Annotated in this window: 14 protein-coding genes; 8 read left to right on the top strand and 6 right to left on the bottom strand. The window is 66.5% G+C overall.

Going from position 1 to position 12613, the window contains the following annotated elements; genetic code table 11:
* The first annotated feature begins 41 nt into the window (after positions 1 to 41).
* Positions 42 to 1082: a sensor histidine kinase gene (locus ACZYRS_RS12085; RefSeq protein ID WP_463419457.1), complete on the top strand. Its 1041-nt coding sequence runs from the start codon at positions 42 to 44 to the stop codon at positions 1080 to 1082.
* Positions 1083 to 1099: 17 nt separating this feature from the next.
* Positions 1100 to 1942 (top strand): LytR/AlgR family response regulator transcription factor, encoded by an 843-nt coding sequence (locus ACZYRS_RS12080; protein ID WP_463419456.1) that lies wholly within the window; start codon positions 1100 to 1102, stop codon positions 1940 to 1942.
* Between the two features lie 81 nt (positions 1943 to 2023).
* Here the strand turns inward: ACZYRS_RS12080 and ACZYRS_RS12075 are convergent, their stop codons facing one another.
* Positions 2024 to 2389, bottom strand: a complete 366-nt coding sequence (locus ACZYRS_RS12075; RefSeq protein WP_463419455.1) for a hypothetical protein — start codon at positions 2387 to 2389, stop codon at positions 2024 to 2026.
* 148 nt (positions 2390 to 2537) lie between these two features.
* Here ACZYRS_RS12075 and ACZYRS_RS12070 point away from each other — a divergent pair, with 148 nt between their 5' ends.
* Positions 2538 to 4382 carry a glutamine--tRNA ligase/YqeY domain fusion protein gene (locus ACZYRS_RS12070; RefSeq protein WP_463419454.1) on the top strand — a complete coding sequence of 615 codons (1845 nt, stop codon included), beginning with the start codon at positions 2538 to 2540 and terminating at the stop codon, positions 4380 to 4382.
* A gap of 53 nt (positions 4383 to 4435) precedes the next feature.
* On the opposite strand, the gene ACZYRS_RS12065 is transcribed toward ACZYRS_RS12070, so the two are convergent.
* The gene (locus tag ACZYRS_RS12065) at positions 4436 to 4732 is read right to left on the bottom strand and encodes a hypothetical protein (RefSeq protein WP_463419453.1); all 297 of its coding nucleotides are present in this window, start codon (positions 4730 to 4732) and stop codon (positions 4436 to 4438) included.
* Positions 4733 to 4933: 201 nt separating this feature from the next.
* On the opposite strand from ACZYRS_RS12065, the gene ACZYRS_RS12060 reads away from it, so the two are divergent.
* From ACZYRS_RS12060 to ACZYRS_RS12040, 5 genes are all read left to right on the top strand, one after another.
* Complete coding sequence (locus ACZYRS_RS12060) at positions 4934 to 5899, top strand: GSU2403 family nucleotidyltransferase fold protein (RefSeq protein ID WP_463419452.1); 966 nt, start codon at positions 4934 to 4936, stop codon at positions 5897 to 5899.
* A complete protein-coding gene (locus ACZYRS_RS12055) occupies positions 5896 to 6444 on the top strand; it encodes a pseudouridine synthase (protein WP_463419451.1) in 549 nt (182 codons plus the stop codon). Before ACZYRS_RS12060 ends, ACZYRS_RS12055 begins: the two co-directional genes overlap by 4 nt.
* 47 nt (positions 6445 to 6491) lie before the next feature.
* On the top strand, positions 6492 to 7403 hold the full coding sequence (locus ACZYRS_RS12050) for a peptidoglycan DD-metalloendopeptidase family protein (protein WP_463419450.1): 912 nt from the start codon (positions 6492 to 6494) through the stop codon (positions 7401 to 7403).
* Positions 7404 to 7476: 73 nt separating this feature from the next.
* Positions 7477 to 8433 carry a restriction endonuclease gene (locus ACZYRS_RS12045; protein ID WP_463419449.1) on the top strand — a complete coding sequence of 319 codons (957 nt, stop codon included), beginning with the start codon at positions 7477 to 7479 and terminating at the stop codon, positions 8431 to 8433.
* Between the two features lie 15 nt (positions 8434 to 8448).
* Positions 8449 to 8772, top strand: coding sequence for a hypothetical protein (locus ACZYRS_RS12040; RefSeq protein WP_463419448.1), 324 nt, complete (start codon positions 8449 to 8451; stop codon positions 8770 to 8772).
* Here the strand turns inward: ACZYRS_RS12040 and ACZYRS_RS12035 are convergent.
* The 4 genes from ACZYRS_RS12035 to ACZYRS_RS12020 all read right to left on the bottom strand — a co-directional run bounded on the left by ACZYRS_RS12035 (position 8762) and on the right by ACZYRS_RS12020 (position 12494).
* On the bottom strand, positions 8762 to 9175 hold the full coding sequence (locus ACZYRS_RS12035; protein WP_463419447.1) for a DoxX family protein: 414 nt from the start codon (positions 9173 to 9175) through the stop codon (positions 8762 to 8764). The genes ACZYRS_RS12040 and ACZYRS_RS12035 overlap by 11 nt on opposite strands.
* Positions 9175 to 10110: a M14 family metallopeptidase gene (locus ACZYRS_RS12030; RefSeq protein ID WP_463419446.1), complete on the bottom strand. Its 936-nt coding sequence runs from the start codon at positions 10108 to 10110 to the stop codon at positions 9175 to 9177. The genes ACZYRS_RS12035 and ACZYRS_RS12030 overlap by 1 nt, the downstream gene beginning before the upstream one ends.
* Before the next feature lie 121 nt (positions 10111 to 10231).
* Positions 10232 to 11209 (bottom strand): MBL fold metallo-hydrolase, encoded by a 978-nt coding sequence (locus ACZYRS_RS12025; RefSeq protein ID WP_463419445.1) that lies wholly within the window; start codon positions 11207 to 11209, stop codon positions 10232 to 10234.
* A gap of 82 nt (positions 11210 to 11291) precedes the next feature.
* A complete protein-coding gene (locus ACZYRS_RS12020; protein WP_198787273.1) occupies positions 11292 to 12494 on the bottom strand; it encodes an ammonium transporter in 1203 nt (400 codons plus the stop codon).
* Positions 12495 to 12613 lie beyond the last annotated feature (119 nt).

Raw genomic sequence — 12613 nt, 5'->3', positions numbered from 1 at the left:
CCACAGCCAGCCCCCGGTTCCGGCCCGAGAACCTGCGGGACATGCTGCGGCATGGCCTGATCACCGCCGTCTTTTGCTGCCTCATCGCCACCGCGATGACCCTGACCGACCACGGCAACGGCAGCTGGGCCGACCACCTGGTCTATTCGCTGGCCATCGGGATGATCAGCTGGCTGTGCATCGACGCCGGCCGGCTCGTGCTGACCGGGCACCGCGAAATGCTCTGGCCGCACGGCCTCCGAGGCATCGCCCTGGTGGCCACGGGCGTGACCATCGGCTTCGTGCTGGGCAACCTGATCGGCGACGCGTGGAGCGGCGCGCCGAGGTTCGACTTTCTCGATTTCGCCGGGCACAAGCTGATGACGGGCATCGTCATCACGCTCGCCACCAGCACCGGCGTGTGCTATTTCTTCTTCAGCCTGGGCAAGAGCAAGCACATGCGAAGCCAGCTGGACCTTGCGCAGCGCGACGCCACCGAGGCGCGGCTCAAGCTGCTGGAGACGCAGCTGGAGCCGCACATGCTGTTCAACACGCTGGCGAACCTGCGGGTGCTGATCACCCTCGACCCGCCGCGCGCCGTGGCGATGCTCGACCGGCTCAACAGCTACCTGCGCATGACCCTCAGCGGCTCGCGCGCGCTGGCGCATCCGCTGTCGGCCGAGTTCGATCGGCTCGCAGACTACCTCGAACTGATGTCGGTGCGCATGGGCGAGCGCCTGCGCTACACGCTCGATCTGCCCGAGGACCTGCGCGACATTCCCGTGCCGCCGCTGCTCTTGCAGCCGCTGGTGGAAAACAGCATCCGCCACGGGCTGGAGCCCAAGGTCGAAGGCGGCGAGATCGCCGTTCGCGCGCGCAGGAACGGGGACCGGCTGGTCATCGAAGTGAACGACACCGGCGTCGGGCCCGATGCGGCGCTGCCCTCTGACGCTGAAGAAGGCGGCAGCGGCTTCGGGCTCGAACAGGTGCGCGAGCGCCTGGCCACCGTGTTCGGTGCGCAGAGCGAGATGCGCCTTGCAGCCGCACCGGCCGGCGGAACCTGTGCGACGCTGAGCTTTCCGCTGCCTGCGGCGGCCCTTTGAATGCGATGACAACAACAATGAACCCCACCGCACTGATCGCCGAAGACGAGCCGCTTCTGGCGCAAGCCCTCAAGGCCGAACTGGCGGCCGCATGGCCCGGGTTGCAGATCGTCGCCATCGCCGGCGACGGCCGCAGCGCGGTGCGCGAGGCGCTGCGCCTCTTGCCGCAGGTGCTGTTCTTCGACATCCGCATGCCGGGTCTCGACGGCCTGGGCGCCGCCGCCGAACTGGCCGACAGCTGGCCCACCGACGAGGCGCCGATGCCGCAGCTGGTGTTCGTCACCGCCTACGACGAATACGCCGCGCGCGCCTTCGAGGCGCAGGCCATCGACTACGTGCTCAAGCCCGTGCAGCCCGAGCGGTTGCGCAAGACCGTGGCGCGGCTGCAGCAGGCGCTGGCGGCGCAGCAGCCTTCGGCGTCGGCTTCGCCCGCCGTGGCCGGCGAAGCGCTGGAACAAACCCTTGCGCAGTGGCGCCAGGTGCTCGCGGCCGCCGGTGCCGGTGGCGCCCTGCCCGCAACCGCCCCCGCACCGCTGCGGATGATTGCCGCCAGCGATGCCGGCGGCACGACCGTGCGCATGGTGCCGATCGACGAGGTGCTGTATTTCGAGGCTGCCGACAAATACCTTCGCGTGCTCACCGCCACGCACGAGTACCTGATCCGCACGCCGCTGAAGCAGCTGCTGACCCAGCTCGACGCCGACACCTTCTGGCAGGTGCACCGCGCGGTGGTGGTGCGCAGCGCGGCCATCGAGTCGGTGCACCGCGACGAGGCCGGCAAGCTGCACCTCATGCTGCGCGGGCGGGCCGAGAAGATTCCGGTCAGCCGGCTCTACGCGCATCTTTTTCGCGCGATGTGAAATTCACCCGGCGAGCGCCCAAGAAAAAGCCGGCCCTTTGGAGGCCGGCTTTTTTCATTCAGTCACGAATCGTGTGGCGATTTAGCGCCAGTGGCCGCCATGACGATGGCCGTAACCACCGCCCCGGTAGTAGCCCCCACCGCCGTAGTAGCGGGGACCGTAGTACGCCGGCGGGCCGTAATAGACCGGGGCCGGACGGTAGTACACGGGCGGCGGCGGACGGTAGTAGACCGGCGGCGGTGCGTAGTACACGGGGGCCGGCGGTGCGTAGACCGGCGCCGGGTAGTAGGCGGGACCGCCCACGCCGACCGCCACGCCCGGCAGGCCGACACCGACCGACCAGCTCACGTCGCTGCGCGCGCTGGCCGAGGTGGCTGCAAACAATGCACCGGCTGCCACGACACCCGCGGCGGCCCATTTGAAGAAGGTGGAACGTGTGAGGCTCATGATGTTGACTCCTTGTTTCGGAGGGCTGCGTCCGGGTCTGGACCGCCCTTGTGTGTATTGAACGCGGCAATTGCAAACGGGGTGCACTGGCCATTGTGAAGAACGTTGCCAAAGGTAACCCGCAGGGGGCGCCCTCTAGAATGAAGCAATGACCTCCCCGACCGACAAAAGCGGTGCCAAAACGACCGCTGCACCGAGCAATTTCCTGCGCCACGTGATCGAGAACGACCTCGCACAGGGCGCGTATTCTGGCCGCAAATGGGGCGGCTCCCCCGGCAGCGCCGCCCACCACGCCCAGGGCATGACCGACCCCGCCAAGGTGCGCCTTCGCTTTCCGCCCGAGCCCAACGGCTACCTGCACATCGGCCACGCCAAGAGCATCTGGCTGAACTTCGAGCTGGCCCGCGAATACGGCGGCGTGAGCCACCTGCGCTTTGACGACACCAACCCCGAAAAAGAAGAGCAGGAATACGTCGACTCCATCCGCGACGCCGTGAAGTGGCTCGGCTACGAGACCTATCTGGCCGACCGCCCCAGCGCCCCCGGCACCCTGCAGCCGCACGAGTACTTCGCGAGCAACTACTTCGACTTCATGTACGAAGCGGCCGAGTACCTCGTCGGCGCGGGCCTCGCCTACGTGGACGAGCAAAGCCCCGAGGCCATGCGCGCCAACCGCGGCGACTTCAACACCCCCGGCACCGACAGCCCCTTCCGCAGCCGCACACCTGAAGAAAACCTCGCGCGCTTCCGCGAAATGCGCGACGGCAAGCTCGACGACGGCGCCGCCATCCTGCGCGCGAAGATCGACATGGCGAGCCCCAACATCAACATGCGCGACCCGGCGCTCTACCGCATCCGCCGGGCCACGCACCACAACACCGGCGACAAGTGGTGCATCTACCCGATGTACACCTACGCGCACCCGATCGAAGACGCGCTGGAGCAGATCACTCACTCCATCTGCACCCTCGAATTCGAAGACCAGCGCCCTTTCTACGACTGGCTGCTGGACCGCTTGGCGGAGACGAAGACGCTGCCTGACGGCACCGTCGTGGGCGGCCTCATCGCCAGCCCCCACCCGCGCCAGTACGAATTCGCGCGCCTCAATGTCACCCACGTGATGACCAGCAAGCGCAAGCTGCGCCAGCTGGTCGAGGAGGGCCACGTCGACGGCTGGGACGACCCCCGCATGCCCACCATCGCGGGCCTGCGCCGCCGCGGCTACACGCCCGAGGCGCTGCGCCTGTTCTGCGAACGCAGCGGCACCACCAAGTCGGGCGGCTGGATCGACTACGCGAGCCTCGAAGCAGCGCTGCGCGACAGCCTGGACCCCATCGCCCCTCGCGCCATGGCCGTGCTCGACCCGGTCAAGCTGGTGATCACGAACTGGGGCGAGCTCATGGGCGGCGACGCGGTTCTGGACGACTGCTCCGCCCCCGTGCATCCGCACCACCCCGAGATGGGCACGCGCGAGTTCAAGCTCGGCCGCGAGGTGTGGATCGAGCGCACCGACTACGAGGACGTGCAGCCCAAGGGCTTTTTCCGCCTTTTCCCCGGCAACAAGGTGCGCCTGAAGTACGGCCACGTCATCGAATGCACCGGCGCCACGCGCGATGCCGACGGCAAGCTCCTCGAAGTGCAGGCCACGCTGGTGCCGGACACCAAGAGCGGCACGCCTGGGGCGGACGCGGTCAAGGTGAAGGGAACGATCACCTGGGTGGCCGCGGCGGATGCAGTGCAGGCCGAGGTGCGGTTGTACGAGCGGCTGTTCGCGGCGGCGAATCCGGGGAGCGGGGAGCTGCTGGATGAACTGAACAAGCAGAGCCTGGAGATCTGCTCGGCGTTTGTGGAGCCTTCATTGGCGAAGGCGGAAGCTGGCGTCGGGATCCAGTTCGAGCGGCATGGGTACTTCGTGGTGGATACGAAGACGGATGCGGCGGGCAAGCGGGTGTTCAATCGCGCCGCTGGCATGCGGGACAGCTGGGGCAAGTAACCCGCCCCCTCCTCTGCACAAAGCCGGGGCCGCAATGGCCCCGGCTTTTTCATTCATTCAGGCCGCTTGTAGACCACGCCCAGCACCGCGCTGTTCTCGTCCGTCGTGCACACCGCCGAGCGGCCTTGCGGCCCGACCTTCAGGTTGATCGTGTAGACGCCATCGCGCGGCGTCGAGCCGCTGTCCACCACGATGCTGCCCGCCGGCACCCGCAGTTCGCGCGCCGCTGCCGTCACGCAGTTCTTGACGCTCGCGTCGGGCGCACCGCCGACGCGCAAGGAGGTGCTGCTGCATGCTCCCGCCAGAAGGCCTGCGCCGACCAGACTCGCCACATGAATGAAGCTTCTCATTTCAGGTTCCCGTTGTTGTCGCCCGAGCAAGTCTGAAGCGCCCAGCCCCGAACGCATGCAGGACGAACTCCCTCTGACGCGTGACCTGTTGCCTGCTCTCTGGCTTATCTGGCTGTTTTGCCGAAAATTAAAATCATAACTTATTGATTTAAAACGATTTTCCGTATAAATTTCGATTCACACGCATTACACGGAAAATTCATGTATTTCCAGGACATTGGCGACGATGCACGTCGCCAGTACATCGATGCCCGGGCCACCTTCGAAGCACTCGAGGCTGCCGAGGCGCAGGCCGCGGGTGTTCGTGGCGGCATGTACTGGAAGACTGTGAATGGTCTTGACTACCTGATCCGCACCAGCACCCGCAACGCGCAAAAAAGCCTGGGAGTTCGAAGCTCCGAAACAGAAGCCATCCACGCCAATTTCGTTCGAAGAAAAGAAGAGGCCGAAGGCCGGGTCAAAGATCTGGACGAGGCACTGACTCGACATCAACGGATGAACCGGGCGCTGTTCGTTGGACGTGTTCCAACCATCGTCATCGATATCCTCGACATGCTCAAGCGCGCGGATATCGCGGAGCACTTCACCGTGGTGGGTACGCATGCGCTCTATGCCTACGAAACAGCAGCGGGAGTGCGCTTGCAAAGTGCGGCCGTGGCCACGCGCGACGTGGATCTGCTCTGGGACACACGCAAACGCTTCCGTTTGGCGACACAACTGAAGCGACTCGACTCGTCCATGCTGGCGCTGCTGCGCAAAGTCGACAAGACCTTCTCGTTGATCAGCGACCAACGCTATACGGCAGTCAACAGCAAAGGCTTCGAGGTGGACATCCTGCGCCGCGAAGCGCAGGAGCAAGATCCCCACCCCGCGCAGTTGAGCGAAGCAGAAGAAGATTTTTGGGTTGTGCAGGCCCGCAACGCAGAACAACTGGTTAGTGCGCCGCGCTTCTCGGCCGTCGTGGTTGGCACCACCGGACACATGGCGCGCATGAACACCGTGCATCCGCTGGCTTTCGTGCGCTTCAAGCGTTGGTTGGCGCAGCGACCCGATCGAGACCCGCTCAAGGCCGGGCGCGACAGCTTGCAAGCGGACACTGTGGAGCAACTGGTGCAAGACTATCTGCCGCAGTTGGCCAATGCGCCACACGACGCCCAGCGCCCATGACCTTGCCATTCTCTTCCCGTCTGATCCGCTTCAACAAGCCCTACGGCGTCCTCAGCCAGTTCACCCCCGAGGGCCGATGGCAAGGGTTGAAGGACTTCATCGACATCCCCGACGTCTACGTCGCCGGCCGCCTCGATGCCGACAGCGAAGGCCTGCTGCTCCTCACCAACGACGGCCAGCTCCAGGCGCGCATCGCCGATCCGCGCTTCAAGATGGAGAAGACCTATTGGGTGCAGGTGGAAGGTGCGCCGGCCGAAGAGGCGCTCGCGAGGTTGCGCGAAGGCGTGCAACTCAACGACGGCCTCACGCGCCCTGCCCGCGCCCGGCTGCTCGATCCGCCGCCCGACGTGTGGCCGCGCCAACCGCCCATTCGCGAGCGCAAGAGCATCCCGACCGCATGGATCGAGCTCGCAATCAGCGAGGGCCGCAACCGCCAGGTGCGGCGCATGACCGCCGCTGTCGGACTGCCCACGCTTCGCCTGATCCGCGCCGCCATCGGGCCGCACACGCTCGACGGATTGGCGCCCGGCACCTGGCGCGAATAGCGCGGCCGCGCGGCATCAAAGAACCTGTTTCATTCGATCTCTTCTTCATGCACAACATCCGAACCACCTCGCCCGACCTCCTCACGCCCGCATTGAATCGCCGCAGCGCATTGCTCGGCACGCTGGGCCTGCTCGCATTGCCCGCAACGAACGCCCTCGCTGCCGCGCCCGCGAAGTCGAAGCAACCGCACCCCGACGTCTGGCCGCACGCATCTCAGGTGCCGGGCGGCGTGGCGCGCCTCTCGCTCGGCCCGAGCGCCAAGCGCCCGGCCGCTTTCGCAGGCGACGTGCCCGTGCTTGTGCTGGGCGACGCCATCGAGTGGACCGCGCTGGTCGGCATCCCGCTCGCGGCCACGCCCGGCGAGGCGAGCATCACGGTGCGCGCCGGGAACGGCAGCAGCGAACGACAGGTCGCCTACGCGGTGGCCGACAAGAAATACCGCGAGCAACGCCTGACCGTGGCGCCGCGCACGGTCGATCTCTCACCCGAGGACGAAGCGCGCTACGTGCGCGAACGCGACCACCTGACCGGCGTGATGGCCACGCTCACAGACCTGCGGCCCGATGCTGTGCTGCAGATGCGCGTGCCCGTGCCGGGCCGCCGCTCCAGCTCGTTCGGCCTGCGCCGCGTGTTCAACGGGCAGTCGCGCAATCCGCACAGCGGCATGGACATCGCGGCCGGCACGGGCACGCCGGTGCTCGCGCCGCTGCCGGGACGGGTGATCGATACGGGGGACTATTTCTTCAACGGCGGCACGGTGTGGCTCGACCATGGGGGCGGGCTGCTGACGATGTATTGCCATCTGAGCCGGGTGGATGTGAAGGTGGGGGATGTGTTGAAGACCGGGGAGCAATTGGCTGCCGTAGGCGCTACGGGCCGCGTGACCGGTCCGCATCTGCATTGGTCCGTGATGCTGAACCGGGCGATGGTGGACCCGGCGCTGTTCGTCGCGGCTTGAGTACTCACCCTGAGTTCCGAATTCCCCTCGCCTCCTAAACTCGCGCTACTCAAACAAGGGGCGGGTGGGTGCGATGGCCAAACAGACAAGAGCCTGGCGGCGCCGTGAGCGCGCAAGGAATGAACTGGCAGGCAAGGGATGGACGGTCATCATCGTCGGCGTCCTGCTGCTTGTGGGCCCCAGCTTCATGCAGGGCTCCATCGTCGGCACGCTCGGGCCGGCGCTTCGACCGGCTGGTTGGGGGGCGCTGACGCTTGGCGTCGTGTTGCTGGGGCTGCATTACCTTCTCGCCCGCAAGGCAGCGATCCCGGAGAGCCCGAACAAGGAGCGCGTTGCGCAGCAGTTGCCCGTCGCCAAGGTCGCCCAACCCACGCCACCGCCTTCTGTCCAGCGGCGCGAACCCACCTTTGCTTCAACGCCATCTGAACCGAAGCGCCCGCCTCCAGAATCCGCATCGCAGCACGTGCAGCAATGGAGCCCCGCCGTACTCGCCGCCATCGAATGGCGCCGCTTCGAAGCTGTGTGCGAAGCGCTCTACGCACAGGCCGGTCTCACCACGCGCAGCCAATCGCACGGCGCGGATGGCGGCATCGACATCTGGCTTCACTCCAAGCACAGCGACGTGCCCCGCATCGTTCAATGCAAGCACTGGCAAAGCAAGCCCGTGGGCGTGAAGGAAATGCGTGAGTTCCTTGGCGTGATGGCGTCGCACCAGTTGAAGAGCGGCACCTACGTGACGAGCTCGACCTTCTCCGCCGATGCCGCGGCATTCGCCAAGGCAAACGGCATCCACGCGCAGGACGGCACTGCCCTGCTCAAGCTCATCGGCCAACGCACGCCCGAGCAACAGGCCGCATTGCTTGCCGTGGCTTACGAAGGCGAATATTGGCGGCCCACCTGCGCAAGCTGCGGCACGAAGATGGTCGAGAGAAACTCGTCCAAGAATGAAGGCAGCTTCTGGGGTTGCGCCAACTATCCGAAGTGCCGAGGCAGGACGATTCCGAAGGCCAAGGCATCTGCAACGGTCTAGACCACGAGACGAACCATGGCCGATCGACTGCTGTTCACCGAAGCCTGCCTCGACGCCACCTTCGCCCGCGCCACCCGCCGCGAAGCCATCGACATCCTCAACACCCGCCTGCACCCCGCCCTGCAGAGAATCGTCGCCGCCGAAATCGCCTCAGGCAACCGCGTCGCCGATGTCGGCATCGACTGGCCCGATGCGGGCTCGGTGCACGTCACCCTGCACAACCACTTCGACAATCGCCACGCGAACGCCGAAGCCGTCTTCAGCCTCTGCGACGACCCACACTACTGGCACGCCGACTACAGCACCACGGCCAAGCCGACGCACCTGCTCATCTGCTGACCATCGCCTTCTTCGGCCACGCCGACGTGCTCCACGCGATGAGCGCCAGCAGCGCCACCTGCACCGGCAGCCGCACCACCAGCGCCCAATACGGCACGCTCGGAAAAAGCTCCGGCCGCTGCAGCATGTAGAAATGCGCGGGCGTCACGGCCAGCGTCAGCAAGAAGAGACCGATGCCCGCAGCGCGCCGCGTCGGCCGCCACAGCAGGCCGGCCGCGCCCAGCAGCTCGAACACGCCGCTCACCAGCACGGCCGCGCGCGGCCAGGGGATGTATGGCGGCACGATGCGCATCTCGGTCTCGGTCAGCGCGAAGTGCGCAACGCCGCCGATGGCGAACCACAGGAAGACGAAGACCAAGCCCGCCACGCGCCAGCGGCTCAGGGCGGGCGCGGCGCTCGCCATCAGATCGGCTTGGTCAGATACAGCGCCTCGCGCCCCACGATCACGCGCTGCGCGGGCATGAAGATCGTGCAGTCGTCGCACGGCGCGCGGATCTCGTCCGGGCCGTTGGTCGCGATCAGCTCGTCCTTGGCGAAGGTCTCGAAGCCGATCAGCGGCCGCACGAACGCGAAGTCCTCCGACTTGATGACGTGCGTCTGCAGCAGCTGAAAGCGGCGCTGCGGCTCGGGTGCGGGCGTGGCCGGGTCCTTGTCGACGAGTCCGAAGTACGCGAGGAAGTCGTAGGTGACCGCGGTCGCCAGCACCGACGCAGAGCGCAAAAAGTGCTGGCCGCACTCGACCACCATCGCCACGCCCTTGCCGTCGGGGCCGCCGTGGCTGCCGTACTGGATCAGCGGCGTGCCCGAGCCCAGGCCGTCGGGCATCACCAGGTGCACCGACGGACGGCCGATGGCCAGCGCCACCTGGGCGTTGCGCTCGAACGCCGGGTAGACCCAGAAGGGCACGACGGGCTGGCTGGTCGAATGGATGTCCAGGATGTGGTCGGCCGCGTCCACCACCGGCCGCAGGATGCGCGCGCGGCGCAGCTCGGGGCTGTCCTCGGCGCCGTCCAGCCACTCGGGCGACCAGATGCGGTTCAGGTTGTGCACGATCTGGCGGCTGTCGTAGGGGGACTCTTCCTTGAACGACTCGTAGGCGTCGATGTTGGCGAAGGCCACGGTGAGCGTGCCGATCCTGGGGCGCACGCCGTTGTCCAGCAGATGGGTGGCGGCGGTCATGCCGCAGATTTCGTTGCCGTGCGTGAGCGCATTGATCAGCACGTGCGGTCCGGGCTTGCCGGACTCGAAGCGGTGCACGTAGTCGATGCCGACGTTGCCTTGGCGGTAGGCGGAGAGGTCGCGGGGGAGGACTTCGAGGGCGGGGGGAGATTGGGTCATGGGGGCTGTGGGCGTTGGAGCGATGCGGTCGGGCGAGTTTGCTACAGCCGACGAATCCGCGCTCCGGGCGCCATGACCGGGTGTCGAGTTCGATTCGGTCGAATCAAACTCGAAGGGAGCCTCAGCGCACCTGCTGGTAATCCACAGGCACCCACACATACCCCGACCCTTCGGCCCGGATGCGCCCCAGCCCCGGGAACGGCAGGTGCGCGCTGCCCACGAGGTACCGCCCCTTGGCCGCGTCGGCATACGCCTTCTTGCGCTCGGCCGCGGCGGTCTTGGAATCGGTGTCGAACGAGATGGTCACCTGCGGCTGCACGAACTGCACCGCGGCCACGTGCATCAGGTCGCCCCACAGCACGAGCTTCTGGCCCTTGGACTCGAGCACGTAGGTGTTGTGGCCGGGCGTGTGGCCGTGGGCGGCCACGGCCTTGATGCCGGGCACGAGGTCGGCGCCCTCCTTCAGGGGCGCGAACTTGCCGGCCTCGACGTAGGGGTTCAGCGACGCCTGCGCGCCCTGGAAGAAGCCCTTCATCTCGGGCGTGGCCTTCTCCAGGTTGGCCTTGCTGAGCCAGAAGTCGGCGTCTTCCTGGCCGGCGTGGATCGTGGCGTTGGGAAAGGCCAGCTTGCCGTCGACGATCAGGCCGCCCACGTGGTCGCCGTGCATGTGGGTGATGAACACGTCGTCGATCTGCTCGGGCTTGTAGCCGGAGGCCAGCAGGTTGTTGCGCAGGTTGCCCAGCGTGGGGCCGAAGAGCGAGCCGGCGCCGGTGTCGATCAGCACCAGCTTGCTGCCGGTGTTCACCAGATAACTGTTCACCGAGGTGGGCACCAGGTCCTTCTTGAAGGAGCGGTCCAGCAGCTTGCCGACCTGCGCCTGCGTGGTGTTGGTCAGGAGCTTCTTGACCTCCAGCTCGATGGTGCCGTCGAAGAGCGCGGTGACCTCGAAGTCGCCGAGCATCATGCGGTAGAAGCCCGGGGCCTGGGTCTTGATCTGGGGGGCGCCGGCGTGCGCCGCGAACGAAAGCATCAGCACGCTGCTTGCCAGTGCGGCGAGGCCGCGGCGCAGCCAGTGGGTGGGGTGGGTCATGTGGGTCATGGGTCTTCCTTCTCCGGCTTGTCTTAGAGGGGGCGAAGAATAGCCCAAACCCCGCGCGCGCTATCTCTCTCTTTTGGCGCGGTCACCAGTTCACTTCGCGCTCCGGCGTGGCCGAGATGTGGTGGATCGACAGGTCGGCGCCGTCGTATTCCTCTTCTTGCGTGAGGCGCAGGCCCATCGTGGCCTTGAGCACGCCGTACACCGCCGCGCCCGCCAGGGCCGCCCACACCACGCCCATCAACGTGCCCATGAGCTGCGCCCACACGTTCACCCCGCCGATGCCACCCAGCGCCTGCGTGCCGAAGATGCCCGCCGCGATGCCGCCCCAGGTGCCGCACAGGCCGTGCAGCGGCCAGACGCCCAGCACGTCGTCGATCTTCCATTTGTTCTGCGTGAGCGTGAACATGAAGACGAAGATCGCGCCCGCCACGCCGCCCACCACCAGCGCGCCCAGCGGGTGCATGAGGTCGGAGCCGGCGCACACGGCCACCAGCCCCGCGAGCGGGCCGTTGTAGACGAAGCCCGGGTCGTTCTTGCCCATGGCCAGCGCCACCAGCGTGCCGCCCACCATCGCCATGAGCGAGTTGACGGCCACCAGGCCCGAGATCTTGTCGATGCTCTGCGCGCTCATCACGTTGAAGCCGAACCAGCCCACGCACAGCACCCACGCCCCGAGCGCGAGGAACGGAATGTTCGAGGGCGGATGCGCGCTCAGCGAGCCGTCGCCACGGTAGCGGTTGCGCCGCGCGCCCAAAAGGATGACCGCCGGCAGCGCCAGCCAGCCGCCCACCGCGTGCACCACCACCGAGCCCGCGAAGTCATGGAACTCGTGGCCCGTGACCGAGGCGATCCACGCCTGGATGCCGAAGGCCTTGTTCCACGCGATGCCCTCGAAAAGCGGATACACCACCCCCACGATCACCGCCGTGGCGATGAGCTGCGGCCAGAACTTGGCACGCTCGGCGATGCCGCCCGAAATGATGGCCGGAATGGCCGCGGCGAAGGTCAGCAGGAAGAAGAACTTCACCAGCTCGTAGCCGCTCCTGGCCGCGAGCTCCGTGGCGCCCACGAAGAAGTGGGTGCCGTAGGCCACGCCGTAGCCCACGAGGAAATACACGATGGTCGAGACCGAGAAGTCGACCAGGATCTTCACCAGCGCATTGACCTGGTTCTTCTTGCGCACGGTGCCCAGTTCCAGGAAGGCGAAACCGGCATGCATGGCCAACACCATGATGGCGCCGAGAAGGATGAACAGCGCATCTGCGCCCTGTTTGAGTGCGTCCATGGGAGCTTCTTGCAGTTTTTGGTTTGAATTGGTGCATCGCAGCCAGATTGCCCGGCGCGATGGTGCAAGGAAGCAAAAATGGTGCCTGAAGGCTCTTTGATGGTGCGAAACGGGCCATA

The sequence above is a fragment of the Variovorax sp. AC194 genome, from assembly GCF_979257995.1.
The sequence above is the reverse complement of the archived record's forward strand: the minus strand, read 5'-3'. Positions and strand labels throughout refer to the sequence as shown.